Consider the following 19,708-nt stretch of genomic DNA (forward strand, 5'->3'; position numbering starts at 1 on the left):
GCGGTGGCCGGCTCAGACGGAGAACACTGTGCGGCCCGCAACCAGCGTTTGCAAGACCTTGCCTTGCAGCCGCGCACCTTCGAAACAGGTGTTTTTCGAACGCGAACGAATGCCGCTCTCACTGACGATCCAGGGTTCGTCGAGATCGACAAGCGCAAGATCGGCGACAGCACCCGGCTTCAGCGTGCCGCCGGGCAGTCCGAACAATCTTGCCGGAGCGGTGGACAAGGTCTCGATCAGCCTCAGCAACGGCACATCGCCATTGTGGTAGAGCCGCAATGCGGCGCCCAGCAGCGTCTCCAACCCGATGGCGCCAGCCGCCGCATCGGCGAAGGGCAGGCGCTTGGTGTCGACGTCCTGCGGATCGTGCGAGGAGACGATGATGTCGATCGTGCCGTCCCTGACCGCCTCGATCATCGCCAGCCGGTCTTCCTCGGCACGCAATGGCGGTGTCAGACGGAAGAAGGTGCGGTATTCGCCGACGTCATTTTCATTGAGCGACAGATTGTGGATCGCAACGCCTGATGTGACGGCCGCGCCATCGGCTTTCGCACGCGTCACGGCGTTTGCCGCCATCGCCGTCGAGATCTTTGCTGCGTGGTACGAACCGCGCGTCAGCCGCGCCAAAGCCAGATCGCGTTCCAGCGGGATGGATTCGGCTTCGCGCGGAATGCCGGAAAGGCCGAGCCAGCTGGCGTAAAGGCCTTCATTCATCACGCCGGACGAACCGAGGTCCGCATCCTGCGTCTCATGCACGATGGTGGCGCCGAAGTCGCGCGCATAGGTCAGCGCGCGGCGCATCACAAGCGCGCTCGATATGGTGTGGCGGCCATCGGTGAAGGCGACGGCGCCGGCTTCGCGCAGCAGGCCGAACTCGGTCATCTCGCGCCCGTCGAGGCCCTTGGTGATCGCCGCAGCCGGAAAGACGTTGACGCTTGCCGTGTCCTTGGCGGTGCGCAGCACGAACTCGACCAGCGCGACATTGTCGATCACCGGGTCGGTGTCGGGCATCATGACGATGGAGGTGACACCGCCGGCCGCCGCCGCGACACTTGCCGACGCGATGGTTTCGCGATGCTCGCCGCCCGGCTCGCCGATGAAGACGCGGCCGTCGATCAGGCCTGGAATGATCGCCTTGCCGGCGCAGTCGATGACGGTTGCGCCCTCGGGCGCGCCCTGGTTAAGCGCCGCCTTGCCGGCGGCAACGATCTTGCGGCCATCGACGATGACGGCGCCGACTTCGTCGATGCCGCGCGACGGGTCGACGATGCGGGCGCGCTCAAAGACCGCTATGCTCATGCGCCGCGGCCCTCTTGATTACGGCGCGGGTCAAGCAGCGCTTCCATGACCGCCATACGCACGGCAACGCCCATCTCGACCTGTTCCTGGATGACGCTTTGCGGGCCATCGGCGATTTCCGAGGCGATCTCGACGCCGCGGTTCATCGGCCCGGGATGCATCACCAGCGCGTCGTCCTTGGCCGCCTTCAGTTTCTCCGCATCGAGGCCGAAATAGCGGAAATATTCGCGCACCGAAGGCACGAAGGCGCCTTCCATGCGCTCGCGCTGCAGGCGCAGCATCATCACCACATCGGCGCCCTTGAGGCCCTCGGCCATCGAACGGGTGACGATGACGCCCATCTTCTCGATGCCGGTGGGCAGCAGCGTCGACGGTGCGACGACGCGCACCTGCGCGCCGAGCGCGTTGAGCAGCATGATGTTGGAACGCGCCACGCGCGAATGCAGGATGTCGCCACAGATGGCGACGATGAGCTTCGACAGCGGACCTTTGGCGCGACGGATGGTCAGCGCGTCGAGCAGCGCCTGTGTCGGGTGCTCATGCGCACCGTCGCCGGCGTTGACTACCGAGCAGCCGACCTTCTGCGCCAGAAGGGCGGCCGCACCGGCCGATTGGTGGCGGATGATCAATATGTCGGGCCGCATCGCATTCAGCGTCATCGCCGTGTCGATGAGCGTTTCGCCCTTCTTCACCGAAGAGCTTGCCACCGACATGTTCATGACATCGGCGCCGAGTCGCTTTCCGGCCAGTTCGAACGACGACTGTGTGCGCGTCGAGGCTTCATAGAAGAGGTTGATCTGTGTGCGGCCGCGCAACGTCGAGGTTTTCTTCTCGGACTGCCGCGAGATCGCGACCGCCCGGTCCGCCCTGTCGAGCAACAGCTCGATGTCGGCGGGGGAAAGGTCGCGGATGCCCAGAAGATGGCGATGAGGATAGGGGGACGAAGCGTCGGTCATCTCAAGGCGCTGCTATAGGGTGGAGACTTTGCGGCTGCAAGCGTCAGCTTTGCATTGGAGCCGTTCTCCTCAATTTTTTCGTGTAGATGGCCGATTGTGTCGGCCGGTATTTTCATCGCGCGCGCTGCATGGCTTGGCTATATCTAGCCGACAGCCTCGGATTCGTGGCTTTCTGACGATAGAAGGATTGGGCGTGACCGACGACGTGACGAACCAGCCGCCGCCGCTGACAGGCGGCAACGCCTGGCGGGGCGATCCGTTGCTGATCCAGCTCGCGGAGCGTTTTTCCGATCCGGTGCGCAAGGATCTCGACGGTCTCGGCCGTTTCGTGCTGACACAGGAGGCGCAGGAACTGGCGCGCCTCGCCAATGTCGAGACGCCGAAGCTCAGGACGCATGATCGCCAGGGACGGCGCATCGACGTGGTCGAGTTCCATCCCGCCTATCACGCCTTGATGCGACGCTCGGTGGCCAACGGGCTGCATTCCTCGGTGTGGGAGAACGGCGACACCGAGATCGGCCGCCGCCATCAGGTCCGTGCCGCCCGGTTTTATCTGACGGCGGAGCTGGAGACCGGGCATCTGTGCCCCATCACCATGACCAACGCGTCGCTGGCGGCCTTGATGGCCAGCCCAAAACTGTTTCGCGAATGGGCGCCGCGCGTGACGACGCGCAAATATGACCAGAGCCAGAAGCCGCCGGTCGAGAAGACCGGGCTGACGCTCGGCATGGGCATGACCGAGAAACAGGGCGGCACCGATGTGCGTGCCAATGTGACGAGGGCGGAACGCGCCGGCAGCGGGTTTTATCGCCTGACCGGACACAAATGGTTCATGTCGGCGCCGATGTCGGATGCGTTCCTGGTGCTGGCGCAGGCGCCGGAGGGGCTGTCGTGCTTCCTCGTGCCGCGCGTCCTCGGTGACGGCTCGGGCAACGGCTTCCGCTTCCAGCGACTGAAGGACAAGCTCGGCAACCGTTCCAACGCATCCTCCGAAGTCGAATTCGTCAATGCCATCGGCGAGATGGTCGGCGAACCGGGTGCCGGCGTGAAGACGATCATGGACATGGTCACCCTGACCCGGCTCGATTGTGCCATCGCATCGTCGGCGATCATGCGCGCGGGCCTCGCCGAGGCCGTTCATCACGCGCGCCATCGTCAGGTGTTCGGCTCGACGTTGATCGAGCAGCCGTTGATGCAGCGCGTGCTGGCCGACATGGCGCTCGATGTCGCCGCCGCCACCGCGCTGTCGTTCCGGCTGGCGCGGTCCTTCGACGAGGCGGCGAGCGACCGCGGCGAGGCGGCGTTTGCCCGCGCCATGACGCCGGTCGTCAAATACTGGGTCTGCAAGATCGCACCGCCGCTGCTCTATGAGGCGATGGAGTGCCTCGGCGGCAATGGCTATGTCGAGGAGGCGCCACTCGCCCGCTACTATCGCGAGGCGCCGGTCAACGCGATCTGGGAAGGCTCGGGCAATGTCATGGCGCTCGACGTGCTGCGCGTTCTTGGCCGTGCGCCCGGCCTGTTCGAGGATGTGCTGGCCGGCATCGACCGTGATCTCGGCGCCGGCGGACGCGGCACGATCGGCGTGCTGAAGGCGGCGATGCAGGTCGCTTCAACCGACGAAGGTTCGGCCCGGCTGCTGACCGAGCAGCTGGCACTGTCGGCTGCGGCGGCGGAATTGCGCCGTCTGGGGGCAGGGCGGATCGCCGACGCTTTCGTCGAGACGCGTTTGGCCGGCCAATGGCGCAACACCTATGGCATGCTCGATTCGCGCCACGATGCACGCATGATCATCGACACGCTCTATCCGCCGGTAAACTGACCCGCGACCATCGCAAATCCACAGTTTTGAGGCGTTGGTGGGTATCCTCACGCGTATTGCTAATTGCTGTTAACCTTAACAAATGGTTTCCGTTGCGATGGTGAGCGGCAAGGCCCACTGTTCCGGCGCAAGCAGGCATGGTTCGGAGTGGCCGTCTCTGCTTTGCGAAGCAGGAACACCGATGCGACAGGTACTGACCTCTTTTCTGGCCTTGCACTGGGCAATTGTTTTCGCCCTGCTTGCGCTCGTCTGCATCGACGGAAACCGTGGTGTGGCGGCGGCGCTCGGCGTGCTGGGTGCCACAATCGAGGGTACCCGCTTCGTCAACCTCGACAATTTCGTTGTCGTGGCGCCGCTAGCCACCGCATTGCTTTTCGTCGCGGTTCTGTTTTTCTGGGCCTTTGTCGAAGCCCTGGTCAACGGCGCGACCAGCGCGGGCGCCGACAGCGTTGCCCGCATCGCCTTCATCTGCGCCTCCGGCGTGTTGTCGCTGATTGTCATCGGAGGTGCTGCGCAAGGCATCAACGGGCTGTTCATGGCTGTCGCCGTGCAACTGGCAGCACTTCTGGCGTCCTATGTCGCCATGCTTGCCGAACGGCGGTCCGTGGTTGCGGCAGCGGCTCCGGGCGAAGGCGAGATCCATGCCATCGCGCACGGCATGGCAAAAGCCGCGGCCCACAATTCACTGCTTTCACTCATATCAGGCCGAACGGTGTCCAAGACCGGCTCCCATCCCAGGGGAGGCCGCTGATGCGCTACATCTTCGGATTCTGGGCGGCGCCGATGGCGATTTTCTGGGGCTGGTTCTATCTGTCGGCCAATGACATCAATTTCGGCTACACGATGCTCAGCCGACAGATGCACGACTTCTTCTTCCAGCTCTATGGTCAGATGCTCGGCATCGATCCGGCGATCATCCCCGGCATGGTGGCGAAGACGTGCGTCTTCGACGGGTTGCTGCTGATGGCGCTTTGGGCCTTCCGCCGTCGCCGCGAAATCGCCGGCTGGGTCAGACAGCGCTGGGCGGGTCCGGTTCCCTTCGAGCGGATGCGTGGAGCGACTGAAGCCGGTCCAAAACTCCCTGCAGAATAAACGCGGCTGCCGCCGAATCGATCTTGCCGGCGCGCTTGCGGCGCGAGAAATCCATCTCGATCAGCGTCCTTTCGGCTGCGACCGTCGATAGCCTTTCATCCCAGAGCACGAAGGGCAGGTCGCTCATCTGTGCCATGTTACGGACGAAGGCGCGCGATTTCTGCGCACGCGGACCTTCCGAGCCGTCCATGTTGATCGGCAGCCCAATCACCACCGCGCCGGCGTTCTCCTTCTGCAACAAGGCGAGCAGCACCGCCGCATCGAGCGAGAATTTCCTTCGCATGATGACCGGGCGCGGATGGGCGAAGGAAAACCTCTGGTCCGAGACCGCGACGCCGATCGTCTTGTCGCCGAGGTCAAGCCCCGCCAGCGTCTTGCCGCCGGTCAGCCGCGCCGGCAATTCTTCGATCGTGATAATGCCCACCGGCCGTCCTTCGCCTTTCACCACCAGGTGTTTTGTCAAACGCGTGGCGGACAAGTAACCCTTTGATCTCGGGGCCATCGGCGTTCTATCCTTTGGCAAGCCAAAAATCGAGGAATGCATTCATGAAACTGACCTGGTACGGCCACTCGGCCTTTCGTATCGAAACTGCTGATGCCAAGATCCTCATCGATCCCTACCTGATCGGCAATCCGTCCTGGACGGGTGGCTGGGAGGGCCCGGCCGAGGGGATCACGCATGTTCTGCTGACGCATGGCCACAGCGACCACATCAGCGGCGCGGTGGAAGTGCTCGGCAAAAGTGGCGCCCAACTGGTCGCCAATTTCGAGATCTGCATGTATCTCGTCGGCAAGGGCGTCAGCGACAAGAAGATCAATCCCGGCAACATCGGCGGCACCGTCGATTGCGGCAGCTTCACCACCACTTTCGTCCAGGCGCTGCACTCATCCTCGTTCCCGGGCGAGGGCGGCCAGAACACCTATCTCGGCAACCCCGGCGGCCTCGTCCTGCATTTCCCGGAAGACAAGACGCTCTACCACATGGGCGACACCGACATCTTTTCCGACATGGCGCTGATCAACGAGTTGCACGAACCGAAGATCGGCATCGTGCCGATCGGCGACCGCTTCACCATGGGCGGTGCGGTGGCGGCACTTGCCTGTCGGCGCTTCTTCAAATTCGACACCGTGGTTCCCTGTCACTTCGGCACGTTTCCGATGATCGACCCGACCGCCGACAAGTTCGAGGCCGGCCTGGAAGGATCCGGTGTAAGGGTGGCGTTGCCGAAAATCGGTGAGACGATTACGATCTAGACGCAGCTAAAGTGGAAACAAATCCATGGTGTTGGGGCGATCTCTTTGCGTTTCGATGTTTGTCGCGGCGTCGCCCGCGCTCGCCGCGGATGATTTCATCGAAGGTGTCTACCTTCAGTCCGAAGAGCTTTGCACGCAGGCCAAAAAGGACACGCTGCAAGCACTGATCGACGCCGGCAACATCGTGCTTTCGGCGCACGGCCTGCAGAGCGTCGAATACAATTGCGAGTTCCTGCAGATCAGCAAGGCGACCGCTTCGCCGAGCTGGGCGGTGACGGCCATCTGCCAGGAACCGGGCTATGTCTTCCCGGACGTCCTCTCGGTGACGCAAATGAACGCCAAACAAGTCGATCTCGTTTCGGTCCGGCCGGCTGGCGACGAGAGCGAAGCAAGCGGCAACAGCGGCAGCTACTATCTGTGCGAGGGCGTTGCCCTGCCATAGACGCATTCTGTGGACCGACGACGGACGGGCCGCCACCACAGCCTGGTCTGCCGCACGATGCATGTTGCGCAGCGCGCGCGGCGCCGCTATAGCCCGAACTGGTTTTCCCCGAGGCAGAAACATGTCCGTAGATCTTCAGACAGTGAAGCGCGTCGCGCATCTCGCCCGCATCGCGGTGAGCGAAGAAGATGCCGAACGCATGACCGGCGAGCTGAACGCCATCCTTGGCTTCGTCGAACAGCTGAACGAGGTCGATGTTTCCGGCGTCGAACCAATGACCTCGGTGACGCCGATGGAGATGAAGAAGCGCAGCGATGTCGTCACCGACGGCGGCAAGGCAGACGACATCGTCGCCAACGCGCCGGCGACCGAAGAGAATTTCTTCCTCGTGCCGAAGGTCGTGGAGTAAACCGGCCGATGGCAATCGACATCGCCATTGAAACGCCACTGCAGGACGATGTGCGCGGTCTGGTCGAGGAACTCAACGAGACCTTGCTCGAACTGACGCCGCCGGAGCATTGCTACCATTTGACGGTCGAGCAGATGGCCGGTGTGGATACGACCGTCTTCATCGCCCGCGACAGCGGCCTGGCCATCGGCTGCGGCGCGCTGAAACGCCATGACTGCGCCATCGGCGAGGTCAAGCGCATGTATATCAGGCCTTCGCATCGCGGGCAGAAGATCGGCGCGAAAATCGTCGAGCGAGTCGAGGCGCTGGCGCGCAATGAGGGGCTGAAGCGCCTGGTGCTGGAGACGGGCGATCGTCATCCCGCGGCGTGGACAGTCTACGAACGCGCCGGGTTTTCGCGCTGCGGCCCGGTGCTGGATTATCCCGATTCCGAGTGGTCGGTGTTTTACGAAAAGAGCTTTTGATGAGCGACCTGACCCAACTGACGATTTCACAGGCCCGCGCCAAGCTGCGCGGCAAGGAAATCACCGCGACCGAGATCACCGAGGCCTATCTCTCGGCCATCGATCGCGCCAATCCTGCGCTCAATGCCTATGTCGCGGTGACCGGAGACAAGGCGCGCGACATGGCCAAGGCGTCCGACGCAAGGCTGGCCAAGGGCGAGAGCGGTGCGCTGGAAGGCATCCCGCTCGGGATCAAGGACCTGTTCGGCACCGAAGGCGTCCATACGCAGGCCTGCAGTCATGTTCTCGACGGGTTCAAGCCGCGCTACGAATCGACCGTTACGTCAAATTTGTGGGCCGACGGCGCCGTCATGCTGGGTAAGCTCAACATGGACGAGTTCGCCATGGGCTCTTCCAACGAGACGTCCTACTATGGCCCGGTCATCAATCCGTGGCGGCGTTCGCGCCTCGACACGGTGGTGATGCCGACGACGCATCAGGGCGACGGCGGCTTCGTCTCGGCCGGTGGCACCAGGACCGCGCGCAGCCTGGACAATGCGCAGCTGGTGCCGGGCGGTTCTTCAGGCGGTTCGGCAACCGCAGTCTCCGCCTTCCTGTGTGCCGGCGCGACCGCGACGGACACTGGCGGTTCGATCCGCCAGCCGGCCGCCTTCACCGGTACGGTGGGCATCAAGCCGACCTATGGCCGCTGCTCGCGTTGGGGCATCGTCGCCTTCGCCTCGTCGCTCGACCAGGCCGGACCGATCGCGCGCGACGTACGCGATGCCGCGATCCTGTTGAAGTCGATGGCATCAGTCGATCCGAAGGACACGACGTCGGTCGACCGGCCGGTGCCGGATTATGAGGCGGTGATCGGCAAGCCCATCAAGGGCATGAAGGTGGGCATTCCCCGGGAGTACCGCGTTGACGGCATGCCCGAAGAGATCGAAGCGCTGTGGCAGAAGGGCATTGCCTGGCTGAAGGACGCCGGCGCCGAGATCGTCGACATTTCCCTGCCGCATACGAAATACGCTCTGCCCGCCTATTACATCGTGGCGCCGGCCGAGGCTTCGTCCAACCTCGCCCGCTATGATGGCGTCCGCTACGGCTTGCGCGTGCCGGGCAAGGATATCGTCGACATGTATGAGAAGACCCGTGCCGCCGGTTTCGGCCGCGAGGTCAAACGCCGTATCATGATCGGCACCTATGTGCTGTCGGCCGGCTACTACGACGCCTACTATCTGCAGGCGCAGAAGGTGCGCAATCTGATCAAGCGGGATTTCGAGACTGTCTTCGCCGCCGGTGTCGATGTCATCCTGACCCCGGCAACGCCGTCCGCCGCCTTCGGCGTCGCCGACGAGGACATGGCTGCCGACCCGGTCAAGATGTACCTCAACGACATCTTCACGGTCACCGTGAACATGGCCGGCCTGCCGGGCATCGCCGTACCTGCCGGGCTCGACGCCAAGGGCCTGCCGCTCGGCCTGCAACTGATCGGCCGGCCGTTCGATGAGGAAACCCTGTTTCAGACCGCTGCCGTCATCGAGCAGGCCGCAGGCACGTTCCAGCCGGAGAAGTGGTGGTAGGGACGTCGCTCGTCTAGCGCATGCCCTGAAAGTCGGAATCGATTTTCGGAAGGATCCTGCGCAAAATCAAAGTGTTAGCGTCCTTTGAGCGCCCACGCCCCCGCGGCGCTGCAATGGGGTGAGCGATGTTCTTCTACCTTTCCAAGATCTTCTGGTTCTTCATCCAGCCGCTCAACCTGGCGATCTTCCTGCTGCTGGCGGGACTGCTCGCGGCCATGATCGGGCGCCGGCGGCTGGCGGCCACCGGCAGCGTGCTGGCATTTCTGGTCCTTGCGCTGTCAGCGTGGACGTCGCTCGGCGCCATGATGCTCAATCCGCTGGAAGAGCGCTTCGCGCGCCCGCCGCTGCCGGAAAAGGTCGACGGCATCGTCGTGCTCGGCGGCGGCTTCGAGGGCGCCATCAATCTGGCGCGCGCCGGCTATGAGCTGAACAGCAGCGGCGATCGGATGGTCGAGACCGCGATTCTCGCCCGGCGCTTTCCCACCGCCAAGGTGGTCGTGTCCGGCGGCACCGGCGCGTTGTTTCTTGATGGCGAGGGTGATGCCGCAACCGCGCCGCGCCTGCTCACCGCGCTTGGGGTGCCCGCCGATCGTCTGATCCTGGAGAACAAGTCCCGCAACACCTATGAGAACGCGGTCTTCACCAAGGAGTTGGTAACGCCGAAGCCCGGCGAGACCTGGCTGCTGGTGACCTCGGCCTTCCATATGCCGCGCGCCAAGGCGCTGTTCGACAAGGCCGGCTTTGCAACCGTTCCCTGGCCGGCCGACTATCGCACCTCGGGCAAAGAAGGCATCGGCCTGTTCCGCGACAATCCAGCCGATTCGCTGCAAGCCACCACCATGGCCATCCGCGAATGGATCGGGCTTTTTGCCTACTGGCTGTCAGGCCGGATCGATCAGCCTTTTCCGGGCGGCTGACCGATCACCGCCTGCCTGGCGGCCGAGAAGAACTGGCGCCGCACCAGAACGGCCAGCAGCAACAGCGTCGACAACACGAACACCATCGGGTCGACGAACCAGCCGAGATAACCGATCGAGAAGAACACGCCGCGCAGGCCGGAGTTGAAGTGCTTTCCGGCCAGCATGTTCATTTGCGCCGCACGCCACACCGCCGTTTCGGTGACCGGATTGCGCGAGGCTTCGCCATGCGGGATCGGCACGGCGCCGATCAGGATCGTGCAATAGTTGAACAGCCGGTACGCCCAGCCGAATTTGAAGAACGAAAACGCCAGGATCAGCACCAGCCCGAACACCTTTATCTGGAAGGCCGCGCGCGACGGGGCGCCACCCAGGGGCAGGTCGCTGAGCACTTCAAGAACCCGGTCGGACGCGCCGAGCAGGGCAAAACAGCCGCCGATTGCAATCAACGAGCTGGAGGCGAAGAAGGCGGTGCCTTGCTGCAGGCCGCTCATGATGGCGGTGTCGACGATGCGGATCTCGCGCTCGGCCATGGTCCGCATCCAGGCTTGCCGCTGTGCATTCATCGCCGTCGTCAGCGACACGCGGCTGACCAGCTTGCCATCGGAGGCAAACGTGTGCAGCAGCCACGCGACGAGGAAGAAGGCCAGCGCCGCGAGATCGGCTGTCGAAAGATCGAGGGAATCGCCCATGGCCTGAATTTATCACATTCAGCGCGATCGCTTCGATGTCCGCATACAGCGATCGCACCAATGTCGCTGCCGGAGCAAACAAGGTCGGCGGGTGCAGCGCCGCGATTTCCAAAAGAGCGGAAACATCGTGGGAATTCCTATATGTAGTCCTCGACCCGACTCCAGGAGACAACGCCGCGTGTTCCTTTCGGTTTTCGACCTGTTCAAGATCGGCATAGGCCCCTCGAGTTCGCACACGATGGGGCCGATGACCGCCGCGGCGCGGTTTCTCGACGAGGTCGCGGGAAACGACTGGCCCCGCCCGGCGGGTGTGAAGGTCGACCGGCTTGGCGCCAGCCTGCACGGGTCACTCGCCTACACCGGCATCGGCCACGGCAGTGATCGCGCCGTCATGCTCGGCCTTGCCGGCCTGACGCCGCAGACGGTCGATCCCGACCAGGCCGATGGCATTGCCAGCCGCATCGCCGCCGAAAAGCGCATTTCGCCGCCCGGCCATCCCTCGTATCGCTTCGATCCGGCCACCGATCTGGTGTTGGACCGCAAGACGCCGCTCACCGGCCACGCCAACGGCATGGCGTTCTACGCCTATGATTCCGGCGGCCGCCTGCTGCTCAAGCGCATCTATTATTCGATCGGCGGCGGCTTCGTGGTTTCGGAAGAAGAACTGCAGCGGATGAAAGCCAAGGGTTCGGTGACAACCGAAGGCAAGAAAGTGCCTTATCCGTTCAAGACTGCGGTCGAGATGCTGGCCATGGCCGGCAAAAGCGGCCTTTCCATCGCCGACATGAAGCGCGTCAACGAGGAGACGCAGATGACGCGCGAGGCGCTCGACGCGGGCCTCGACGACATCTGGAGCGCCATGAAAAGCTGCATCGACCGTGGCCTGTCGCAGGACGGCATCATGCCGGGCGGGCTGAAGGTGCGCCGCCGTGCGCGCATGCTGCACGACAAGCTGCAGGAGCAGTGGCAGCAGAACAAGCCCAATCCGTTGCTCGCCAATGACTGGCTGTCGATCTACGCCATGGCGGTGAACGAGGAAAACGCCGCCGGTGGCCGGGTCGTCACAGCGCCGACCAACGGGGCGGCCGGCACGCTGCCGGCGGTGCTGCGCTACTGGCTGCATTTCCATCCCGAGGCGGACCAGCCGAGCATTCGTGATTTCCTGCTGACGGCCGCTGCCGTCGGCGGCATCATCAAGACCAATGCTTCGATCTCCGGCGCCGAGGTCGGCTGTCAGGGCGAGGTCGGGTCGGCATCGGCGATGGCGGCGGCCGGCCTGTGCGCCGTCATGGGCGGCACGCCCGAGCAGGTCGAGAATGCCGCCGAGATCGCGCTCGAACATCATCTCGGCATGACCTGCGATCCGGTTGGCGGGCTGGTGCAGGTGCCGTGCATCGAGCGCAATGCGCTGGGCGCGGTCAAGGCGGTGACGGCCGCGTCACTGGCCATCAAGGGCGACGGCATCCATTTCGTGCCGCTCGATGCGGCGATCGAGACCATGCGCCAGACTGGCCTCGACATGAATGAGAAGTACAAGGAAACCAGCCTTGGCGGCCTCGCCGTCAATGTCGTGGAATGCTGAAGGCTGGCCTAAACTGCCACTGTGGAGAAGTCGATCAGGCCGTTGACGCACCCGCGCGCCGGTCTAACCTTAAGCGATGTCTCTCAATCTCATAAAACTCTGTGTCGGCTGCGACAGCGTCGAAGACCTCGAAGAGTGGATCGCCTTTCGCCTCGACGAGCGGCGGCGCGCCGGTGAGCCGGTCGAGCAGTATCACACCACCCGCATGATGCCGACGCGCGGCGCCGAGGTCACCGATGGCGGCTCGCTCTATTGGGTGATCAAAGGCAATGTGCAGTGCCGCCAACTGATCACCGAGATCCGGCCGTTCACCGACAGTGAAGGCATCGGCCGCTGTCACCTGATTCTCGACCCCGAGGTTGTTCGAACCGACTGGCAGCCGCGCCGGGCCTTTCAGGGCTGGCGCTATCTGAAGCCGGCCGACGCGCCGCTCGATCTGGGCAAGGGCAAGGCCGGACTGATCGAGATGCCGCCGAAACTCAGGCGCGAGCTTGCCGATCTGGGCCTGCTCTGACCCCAGGGTGGCATCACCGTCTGGCCCTTTGTGCCACCCGATGTGGGGCTTGCAAGCGATGTAACAACGCCACATCTTGTTTTCATGAGCGACAAGAAGCAGTTCGTGCCCGCGAGGGCCAATCCTGCGCCGATCAAGCCTCAATCCAACGCCGGCGAGATCGACGACTTCATTCGTCAGGCGAGGACACTTGCCGCGTCGGCGACCGGTTCGGGCAGGCTGATCCTTGCCCTCGACGCGACGATGAGCCGCCAGCCGACCTGGGATCTGGCCTGCACGCTACAGGGCCAGATGTTCGACGCCGTCGGCAAGGCCGGAACCCTCAGCGTGCAACTGGTTTATTTTCGCGGTCTCGGCGAGTGCCGTTCGTCCGCTTTCGTGAGCGACACCAATGCCTTGAAGCAGCTGATGACGCAGATCGAATGCCGCAGCGGTCACACCCAGATCGGCAAGGTGCTGACGCATGCGTTGAAACAGACAGCAACCGCCAAGGTCAATGCGCTGGTCTATATCGGCGATGCGATGGAAGAGGATATCGACGATCTGGCCGAAAAGGCCGGCAGCCTCGGCCTGCATGGCGTTCCTGTCTTCGTCTTTCAGGAAGGCCGTGATTCCAGCGCGGAGAAGGCGTTCAAGGAGGTTGCGCGGCTGTCCAAAGGGGCATGGTTCCGATTTGATCGGCGGGCTGCCGCGACCCTGGCAGGACTGCTTTCGGCTGTCGCCGTGTTTGCGACCGGCGGATTGAAGGCGCTCGAAGCGAGGGGCAGGCCGGAAGACCGGCTGATGATCGAGCATCTGCGGGGCGGCGGAAAATAATGGGCGCAATCATCGCTTTTGTCGCGTTGCTTCTGCTGCTTCTCGGCGCGGTGACGATCTTTCTGCGCGCCGAGCCGGCGAAACTGGCGGGCACGCTGCGGACGCTCGGGCCGGCTCTTCTGGCAGTTGTCGGCGTCGCCGTGCTTGTGGTCGGCCGTGAAGGCATCGGCGGCATGATCCTCACCGCGGCAATTGCCTGGTATGGTTCCATGCGCATGAAACGCCAGCCGGCCGGGCTTGCGCCAGGCAAACGCTCGACGGTGCGCACAGCGGCATTGGAAATGGAACTCGATCACGATACCGGCCGCCTCGAAGGACTGGTCCTGGCTGGTCGCCACGAAGGGAAGATGCTTGGCGCGATGGAGCTGGCGGAGTTGAAGCATCTCTACCAGGAGCTCACCGGCGATCCGGAGAGCCGGCAGTTGCTAGAGACGTATCTTGACGGCAGATTTCCCGTCTGGCGCAAAAACACTGAGACGAACGGTGGCGAAGGGCTGGGTGTTGCGCCAGGTCCGGGCGCCATGACTAAGGAGGAGGCCTACAAGGTCCTTGGTCTTGAAGCGGGGGCCGCCGCGGCGGATGTCCGCAAGGCGCACCGCCGCCTGATGCAGCGCCTGCACCCCGATATCGGCGGCACGTCTTTCCTGGCGGCGCGGATTAACGAAGCCAAGGACGTCTTGCTCTCCAATCACAACTAGTCTCCTTCGATGCAGAACTTTTCCGGGAGATGACTTCCACGCCGTCCTACTGCTGGACGGCGTAGCACTCGATGTTCTTCTTCTTCAAAGCGGTGCAGGCCTTCCAGGCGGCGGTCTTCGAACCGAAGCCGCCGAAGCGGGCGCGGTAGTAGGTGACGCCATCCTTGTCGAAGGCGACGGTGAAGCCGGACGCGTCGGCCAGCACCTTGGGTGCCTGCTTGGTGGTCTTGTCGAGGAAGGCCTGGGCCTCGGACTGCTTTGGCGACGAGGCGACCTGAATGGCCCAGCCCGACGGCACCGACGCCGTATTGACCGGATCGACGGCCGCTGGCGTTGGCTCGGCATAGGCAGCGACGACCTGGGCCGCGGCAACCTGAGGCGCCGACACGATGACGGTCTTGACCTTTCTGGTCTTGACGACGGGGGCTGCTTCTTCGGCCTGCGCGGTATCGTCTTCCGCGACCGTGGCGTCCTCGGCAACAGTGGCGTCGTCCTGCGCCATAACAGGCTTGTCATCGGGCGTCGGAGCGTCGTGCTTGGGCAGAAGAACCTTGGCAAGGGCGGTGATCGGGTTGTTGCCGCCAGCCTTGGCTACAAGATCGCCACCGCCGCGAGTCGATGCCCTCGGCAGATAGGTATTGATCAAGCTGGCCATCTGATTGTCGCGGCTGCCGCCGGAGCTTCCGCCCATGACCACGCCGACGATGCGGCGATTGCCGTCGGAAACCGACGAGACGAGGTTGAAGCCGGAGGCGCGGGTGTAGCCCGTCTTGATACCGTCGACACCCTTGATGCGTCCAAGCAGGCGGTTGTGGCCGTTGATGCGCTGGCGCCCGTAGAGAAAGGAGCGCTGCGAGAAATAGCCGTAGTACTGGGGAAAATGCTCGCGCAGCGCGATGCCGAGCGTCGCCATGTCGCGCGCGGTGGTGAACTGGCCGGGATCGGGCAGGCCATTGGCGTTGCGGAACACGGTTCCGTTCATGCCCAGCGCACGCGCCTTGGCGGTCATCATGCGGGCGAAAGTGGTTTCATTGCCGCCGAGCATTTCGCCGAGCGCGGTGGCCGAGTCATTCGCCGACTTGGTGACGATCGACAGGATCGCGGTCTCGACCGTGACCGAACCGCCGGGCTTCACGCCAAGTTTCGTCGGCGCCTCGGCGGAGGCCTTGGCGGAAAACACCACTGGCGAGTTCCTGCTGATCTTGCCCTTCGCCATCGCTTCGAAGGTCAGGTACAGCGTCATCATCTTGGTCAGCGAAGCCGGATAGCGCCTGCCATTGGCATCTGCGGAGTAAAGCACCTTGCCGGTCTTGGCATCCACGACGATGGCCGCCTGCCTGGCCGCCAGCGACGAGGCAACGTCGCCCAAAACGAATGTCATCGCCAAGGCGATGATCATCATCGTTTTGAGAGGGGAGGTGGATTTGGAAACGATGCCCAACAACGCCTTACGCACTGGTACTTCCCTTGGATTTCTTCGTTGCGTTGGAGGCGGCAAAGGGTCCTGCCTCGCTTCCGGTCAAGCTACCGGCGCAGCGTTACCAATCCGTTTATGGTAACCGCCGCGTTCACCATTTTCTTCGGGCTTGAAGCTCTCTTTATTCGATTTTTAGCCATTGGCTGCGCAGGCGGGTCCGAAAACCCGTGAAATCTTGACTTTTGTGCGACGCACAATATATTATCTTGCATTGCACAAGGGCGCCCCGAAGAAGGACGCCTCAACCGTCAAGGGAATCGTGAAATGACCCAGACCTATGAGGACTTCAGCAAATACGGCAAAGAGTTCGCCGACACCCGATTGAAGAGCTTCGCGTCGCTCTCCAAGGGCGCACAGGCGATTGCCACCGAGGCTGGTGAATACACCAAGAAGAGTTTTGAAACCGGCAGCGCCACTGTGGAGAAGCTGTTTTCAGCCAAGTCGCTGGAAAAGGCGATCGAGATCCAGTCGGATTATGCCAAGCAGTCCTATGAGGCGTTCGTCGCCGAGGCCACCAAGATTGGCGATCTCTATGCCGAACTCGCCAAGGAAGCTTACAAGCCATTCGAATCGATCGTTGCCAAGGCGAAGTAATTTCCCCCGGGCGAACTAATTTCGCCTGACGTGACCCAGATTCAGCCTTTGAACCCGAGAAAAAGCCCGGCCGCGGAAATGTGGCCGGGCTTTTTCGTGTCAATTTCCGTTGCAGAGCCTCGCGCCCCTTCACGATTGCGAAAATCGTCCAAGTTTGGTGACCTAGCCATATTGTCAGCTAACCAGAAGGGCTTAAAATCGTACATCGAACACCTACATGTCGAACTCGCATGGGGAATCGAAAGAGGCAGGAATACGTGACTTCAGGTTTGACTGCCACGAGACGAGTGGTGCGGATGCAAGACGGCGACGGTAACGGCAATGGGGCCGGCCGTGGGACGGCTGTCATCACGCGCACCAAAACCAAGACCAAGAAGCCCAGCCTTTATCGGGTCCTCATCCTCAACGACGACTACACTCCGATGGAGTTCGTGGTTCACGTGCTGGAGCGTTTTTTCCAGAAGGATCGCGAAGCCGCCACACGCATCATGCTTCATGTTCACAATCATGGAGTGGGCGAGTGCGGGGTCTATACATTCGAGGTGGCCGAGACCAAAGTGTCCCAGGTCATGGATTTCGCCCGACAGAATCAGCATCCGCTGCAATGCGTGATGGAGAAGAAGTGAGGTAACATGCCGGCTTTCTCCCAAGGCCTGGAAAAGGCGCTTCACCAGGCGCTGACGCTCGCCAATGAGCGGCACCATGAATATGCAACCCTAGAACATCTGCTGCTCGCGCTCATCGACGACACCGAGGCGGCCGCCGTCATGCGCGCCTGCAATGTCGATCTCGATGAGCTCAAGCACACGGTTCTCACCTATATCGACACCGAGCTGGACAACCTCGTCACCGGTTACGACGAGGACTCCAAGCCGACGGCCGGTTTCCAGCGCGTCATCCAGCGCGCGGTGATCCATGTGCAGTCGTCTGGCCGCGAGGAAGTGTCGGGCGCCAATGTGCTCGTCGCCATCTTCGCCGAGCGCGAGAGCCATGCCGCTTATTTCCTGCAGGAACAGCAGATGACCCGCTACGATGCGGTCAACTACATCTCGCACGGCATTGCCAAGCGTCCGGGCGCGTCGGAGACACGCTCGCCGCGCGGCGCCGATGACGAGCAAGGCGGCCAGAACGGCGCCGAGCCGCAAGAGGAAGGCGGCAAGAAGAAGCAGCAGCAGGACGCGCTGACGGCTTATTGCGTCAATCTCAACAACAAGGCCAAGGCCGGCAAGATCGACCCGCTGATCGGCCGCGAGTCCGAGATCAACCGCACCATCCAGGTGCTGTGCCGCCGCTCCAAGAACAACCCGCTCTATGTCGGCGACCCCGGCGTCGGCAAGACGGCGATCGCCGAGGGTCTGGCCAAGCGCATCGTCGAGGGCGACGTTCCTGAAGTGCTGCACAACGCCACCATCTTCGCGCTCGACATGGGCACGCTGCTCGCGGGCACGCGCTATCGCGGCGATTTCGAGGAACGGCTGAAGCAGGTCGTCAAGGAGCTCGAGGACTATCCTGGCGCCGTGCTGTTCATCGACGAGATCCACACGGTCATCGGGGCAGGAGCAACATCAGGCGGCGCCATGGACGCGTCCAACCTGTTGAAGCCGGCGCTGTCGTCGGGTGCGATCCGCTGCATCGGCTCGACCACCTACAAGGAATTCCGCCAGTTCTTCGAAAAGGACCGTGCTTTGGTGCGGCGTTTCCAGAAGATCGACGTCAACGAACCGACCATCGAGGACGCGATCGAGATCATGAAGGGCCTCAAGCCCTATTATGAGGAGTTCCACAAGGTGAAGTTCACCAACGAGGCGATCAAGGCCTCGGTGGAGCTGTCAGCACGTTACATCAACGACCGCAAGCTGCCGGACAAGGCGATCGACGTGATCGACGAGACCGGCGCCTCGCAGATGCTGGTTCCGGAAGCCAAGCGCAAGAAGACCATCGGCATCAAGGAGATCGAGGCGACGATCGCCACCATGGCCCGCATCCCGCCGAAGACGGTTTCGGCCGATGACGAGAAGGTGCTGCAAGGTCTCGATATCGAGCTGAAGCGCGTCGTCTATGGCCAGGACACGGCAATCAGTGCGCTGACCTCGGCGATCAAGCTGGCACGTGCCGGCCTGCGCGAACCGGAGAAGCCGATCGGCTCCTACCTGTTCTCCGGCCCGACCGGCGTCGGCAAGACCGAAGTGGCCAAGCAGTTGGCCGCGTCGCTCGGCGTCGAGCTGATCCGCTTCGACATGTCGGAATATATGGAACGCCACACCGTCTCGCGGCTGATCGGCGCGCCTCCCGGTTATGTCGGCTTCGACCAGGGCGGTCTTCTGACGGACGGCGTCGACCAGCATCCGCATTGCGTGCTGTTGCTCGATGAGGTCGAGAAGGCGCACCCGGACCTGTTCAACATCCTGTTGCAGGTTATGGACCACGGCAAGCTGACCGACCACAACGGCAAGCAGATCGACTTCCGCAATGTGATCCTGATCATGACCACCAATGCTGGTGCGTCGGATGCGCAGCGCGCGGCGATCGGCTTCGGCTCGACCAAGCGCGAAGGCGACGATGTCGAGGCGATCAACCGGCTGTTCACGCCGGAATTCCGCAACCGTCTCGATGCGATCATCCCGTTCGGCTCGCTGCCGGTGCCGGTCATCCATCAGGTGGTGCAGAAGTTCGTCATGCAGCTCGAAGCCCAGCTTTCCGAGCGTGGCGTCACCTTCGACCTGTCGGCGGATGCGATCGCCTGGCTCGCCGACAAGGGCTATGATGAGCGCATGGGAGCGCGGCCGCTTGGCCGTGTGATCCAGGAGCACATCAAGAAGCCGTTGGCCGACGAGGTGCTGTTCGGCAAGCTCAGGAAGGGCGGCACGGTGCGCGTCACCGTCGAGAAGAAGGAAACCGGCGAGACCGGCCTGAAGCTCGAATCACTGGCCGACGAGGCGCCGGTGAAGCCGAAGAAGGAAGAGCCGGAAGAAACGCCGAAGCCCAGAAAGGCCGTAGCGAAGAAGCCGGCGGCCAAGAAGCTGGTGGCGCAGAAGCCCGAAGCCAAGGGCAAGGACGGCGGCAAGCGCAGTCTCGTCCCGCAACTGCCCAGAAAGAACTGACCTTGAGGAAAGTC

At 62.9% G+C, this 19,708-nt stretch carries 21 protein-coding genes; 16 read left to right on the plus strand and 5 right to left on the minus strand.

The window, feature by feature from the left end:
* Positions 1 to 12: 12 nt before the first annotated feature.
* Complete coding sequence (locus EN943_RS02015) at positions 13 to 1,299, minus strand: dihydroorotase (RefSeq protein ID WP_127411307.1); 1,287 nt, start codon at positions 1,297 to 1,299, stop codon at positions 13 to 15.
* Positions 1,296 to 2,255 (minus strand): aspartate carbamoyltransferase catalytic subunit, encoded by a 960-nt coding sequence (locus tag EN943_RS02020; protein ID WP_127411308.1) that lies wholly within the window; start codon positions 2,253 to 2,255, stop codon positions 1,296 to 1,298. Before EN943_RS02020 ends, EN943_RS02015 begins: the two co-directional genes overlap by 4 nt.
* Positions 2,256 to 2,448: 193 nt before the next feature.
* Between EN943_RS02020 and EN943_RS02025 the strand changes: the two genes are divergently transcribed.
* From EN943_RS02025 to EN943_RS02035, 3 genes are all read left to right on the plus strand, one after another.
* On the plus strand, positions 2,449 to 4,077 hold the full coding sequence (locus EN943_RS02025; RefSeq protein ID WP_127411309.1) for a DNA alkylation response protein: 1,629 nt from the start codon (positions 2,449 to 2,451) through the stop codon (positions 4,075 to 4,077).
* Positions 4,078 to 4,258: 181 nt separating this feature from the next.
* Positions 4,259 to 4,828: a hypothetical protein gene (locus EN943_RS02030; RefSeq protein WP_127411310.1), complete on the plus strand. Its 570-nt coding sequence runs from the start codon at positions 4,259 to 4,261 to the stop codon at positions 4,826 to 4,828.
* Positions 4,828 to 5,169, plus strand: a complete 342-nt coding sequence (locus EN943_RS02035) for a DUF6105 family protein (RefSeq protein ID WP_023812962.1) — start codon at positions 4,828 to 4,830, stop codon at positions 5,167 to 5,169. Before EN943_RS02030 ends, EN943_RS02035 begins: the two co-directional genes overlap by 1 nt.
* On the opposite strand, the gene ruvX is transcribed toward EN943_RS02035, so the two are convergent.
* Positions 5,087 to 5,593 carry a Holliday junction resolvase RuvX gene (ruvX, locus tag EN943_RS02040; protein WP_127411311.1) on the minus strand — a complete coding sequence of 169 codons (507 nt, stop codon included), beginning with the start codon at positions 5,591 to 5,593 and terminating at the stop codon, positions 5,087 to 5,089. The genes EN943_RS02035 and ruvX overlap by 83 nt on opposite strands.
* A 122-nt stretch (positions 5,594 to 5,715) precedes the next feature.
* Between ruvX and EN943_RS02045 the strand changes: the two genes are divergently transcribed.
* The 6 genes from EN943_RS02045 to EN943_RS02070 all read left to right on the plus strand — a co-directional run bounded on the left by EN943_RS02045 (position 5,716) and on the right by EN943_RS02070 (position 10,220).
* Entirely contained in the window at positions 5,716 to 6,423 is a 708-nt protein-coding gene (locus tag EN943_RS02045; protein ID WP_127411312.1) for a metal-dependent hydrolase, read from the plus strand.
* A 25-nt stretch (positions 6,424 to 6,448) separates the two neighbouring features.
* Positions 6,449 to 6,865 carry a hypothetical protein gene (locus tag EN943_RS02050; protein WP_127411313.1) on the plus strand — a complete coding sequence of 139 codons (417 nt, stop codon included), beginning with the start codon at positions 6,449 to 6,451 and terminating at the stop codon, positions 6,863 to 6,865.
* A 121-nt stretch (positions 6,866 to 6,986) separates the two neighbouring features.
* Positions 6,987 to 7,274 carry an Asp-tRNA(Asn)/Glu-tRNA(Gln) amidotransferase subunit GatC gene (gene gatC / locus EN943_RS02055; RefSeq protein WP_127411314.1) on the plus strand — a complete coding sequence of 96 codons (288 nt, stop codon included), beginning with the start codon at positions 6,987 to 6,989 and terminating at the stop codon, positions 7,272 to 7,274.
* 8 nt (positions 7,275 to 7,282) lie between these two features.
* Positions 7,283 to 7,738 carry a GNAT family N-acetyltransferase gene (locus EN943_RS02060; protein WP_127411315.1) on the plus strand — a complete coding sequence of 152 codons (456 nt, stop codon included), beginning with the start codon at positions 7,283 to 7,285 and terminating at the stop codon, positions 7,736 to 7,738.
* On the plus strand, positions 7,738 to 9,303 hold the full coding sequence (locus EN943_RS02065) for an amidase family protein (protein WP_127411316.1): 1,566 nt from the start codon (positions 7,738 to 7,740) through the stop codon (positions 9,301 to 9,303). Before EN943_RS02060 ends, EN943_RS02065 begins: the two co-directional genes overlap by 1 nt.
* 125 nt (positions 9,304 to 9,428) lie before the next feature.
* A complete protein-coding gene (locus EN943_RS02070) occupies positions 9,429 to 10,220 on the plus strand; it encodes a YdcF family protein (RefSeq protein WP_127411317.1) in 792 nt (263 codons plus the stop codon).
* On the opposite strand, the gene EN943_RS02075 is transcribed toward EN943_RS02070, so the two are convergent.
* Positions 10,199 to 10,912 carry a DUF599 domain-containing protein gene (locus EN943_RS02075; protein ID WP_013531782.1) on the minus strand — a complete coding sequence of 238 codons (714 nt, stop codon included), beginning with the start codon at positions 10,910 to 10,912 and terminating at the stop codon, positions 10,199 to 10,201. The two genes, EN943_RS02070 and EN943_RS02075, sit on opposite strands and share 22 nt — an antisense overlap.
* A gap of 178 nt (positions 10,913 to 11,090) precedes the next feature.
* On the opposite strand from EN943_RS02075, the gene EN943_RS02080 reads away from it, so the two are divergent.
* From EN943_RS02080 to EN943_RS02095, 4 genes are all read left to right on the plus strand, one after another.
* Positions 11,091 to 12,494: an L-serine ammonia-lyase gene (locus EN943_RS02080; protein WP_127411318.1), complete on the plus strand. Its 1,404-nt coding sequence runs from the start codon at positions 11,091 to 11,093 to the stop codon at positions 12,492 to 12,494.
* 76 nt (positions 12,495 to 12,570) lie between these two features.
* Positions 12,571 to 13,008, plus strand: coding sequence for a DUF1489 family protein (locus tag EN943_RS02085; protein WP_013531780.1), 438 nt, complete (start codon positions 12,571 to 12,573; stop codon positions 13,006 to 13,008).
* A gap of 84 nt (positions 13,009 to 13,092) precedes the next feature.
* Positions 13,093 to 13,824 (plus strand): VWA domain-containing protein, encoded by a 732-nt coding sequence (locus tag EN943_RS02090; protein ID WP_127411319.1) that lies wholly within the window; start codon positions 13,093 to 13,095, stop codon positions 13,822 to 13,824.
* Positions 13,824 to 14,522 carry a DnaJ domain-containing protein gene (locus EN943_RS02095; RefSeq protein WP_127411320.1) on the plus strand — a complete coding sequence of 233 codons (699 nt, stop codon included), beginning with the start codon at positions 13,824 to 13,826 and terminating at the stop codon, positions 14,520 to 14,522. Before EN943_RS02090 ends, EN943_RS02095 begins: the two co-directional genes overlap by 1 nt.
* A 46-nt stretch (positions 14,523 to 14,568) precedes the next feature.
* On the opposite strand, the gene EN943_RS02100 is transcribed toward EN943_RS02095, so the two are convergent.
* Positions 14,569 to 15,978, minus strand: coding sequence for a D-alanyl-D-alanine carboxypeptidase (locus EN943_RS02100; protein ID WP_127411321.1), 1,410 nt, complete (start codon positions 15,976 to 15,978; stop codon positions 14,569 to 14,571).
* A 285-nt stretch (positions 15,979 to 16,263) separates the two neighbouring features.
* Between EN943_RS02100 and EN943_RS02105 the strand changes: the two genes are divergently transcribed.
* From EN943_RS02105 to clpA, 3 genes are all read left to right on the plus strand, one after another.
* Positions 16,264 to 16,593, plus strand: coding sequence for a phasin family protein (locus EN943_RS02105; protein WP_127411322.1), 330 nt, complete (start codon positions 16,264 to 16,266; stop codon positions 16,591 to 16,593).
* A 296-nt stretch (positions 16,594 to 16,889) separates the two neighbouring features.
* Positions 16,890 to 17,219 carry an ATP-dependent Clp protease adapter ClpS gene (gene clpS, locus EN943_RS02110; RefSeq protein WP_023812950.1) on the plus strand — a complete coding sequence of 110 codons (330 nt, stop codon included), beginning with the start codon at positions 16,890 to 16,892 and terminating at the stop codon, positions 17,217 to 17,219.
* A 6-nt stretch (positions 17,220 to 17,225) separates the two neighbouring features.
* Positions 17,226 to 19,694, plus strand: a complete 2,469-nt coding sequence (gene clpA / locus EN943_RS02115; RefSeq protein ID WP_127411323.1) for an ATP-dependent Clp protease ATP-binding subunit ClpA — start codon at positions 17,226 to 17,228, stop codon at positions 19,692 to 19,694.
* Positions 19,695 to 19,708: the final 14 nt, after the last annotated feature.

Source organism: Mesorhizobium sp. M7A.F.Ca.US.006.01.1.1, from assembly GCF_003997935.1.
In the GTDB taxonomy this organism is placed as follows: domain Bacteria; phylum Pseudomonadota; class Alphaproteobacteria; order Rhizobiales; family Rhizobiaceae; genus Mesorhizobium.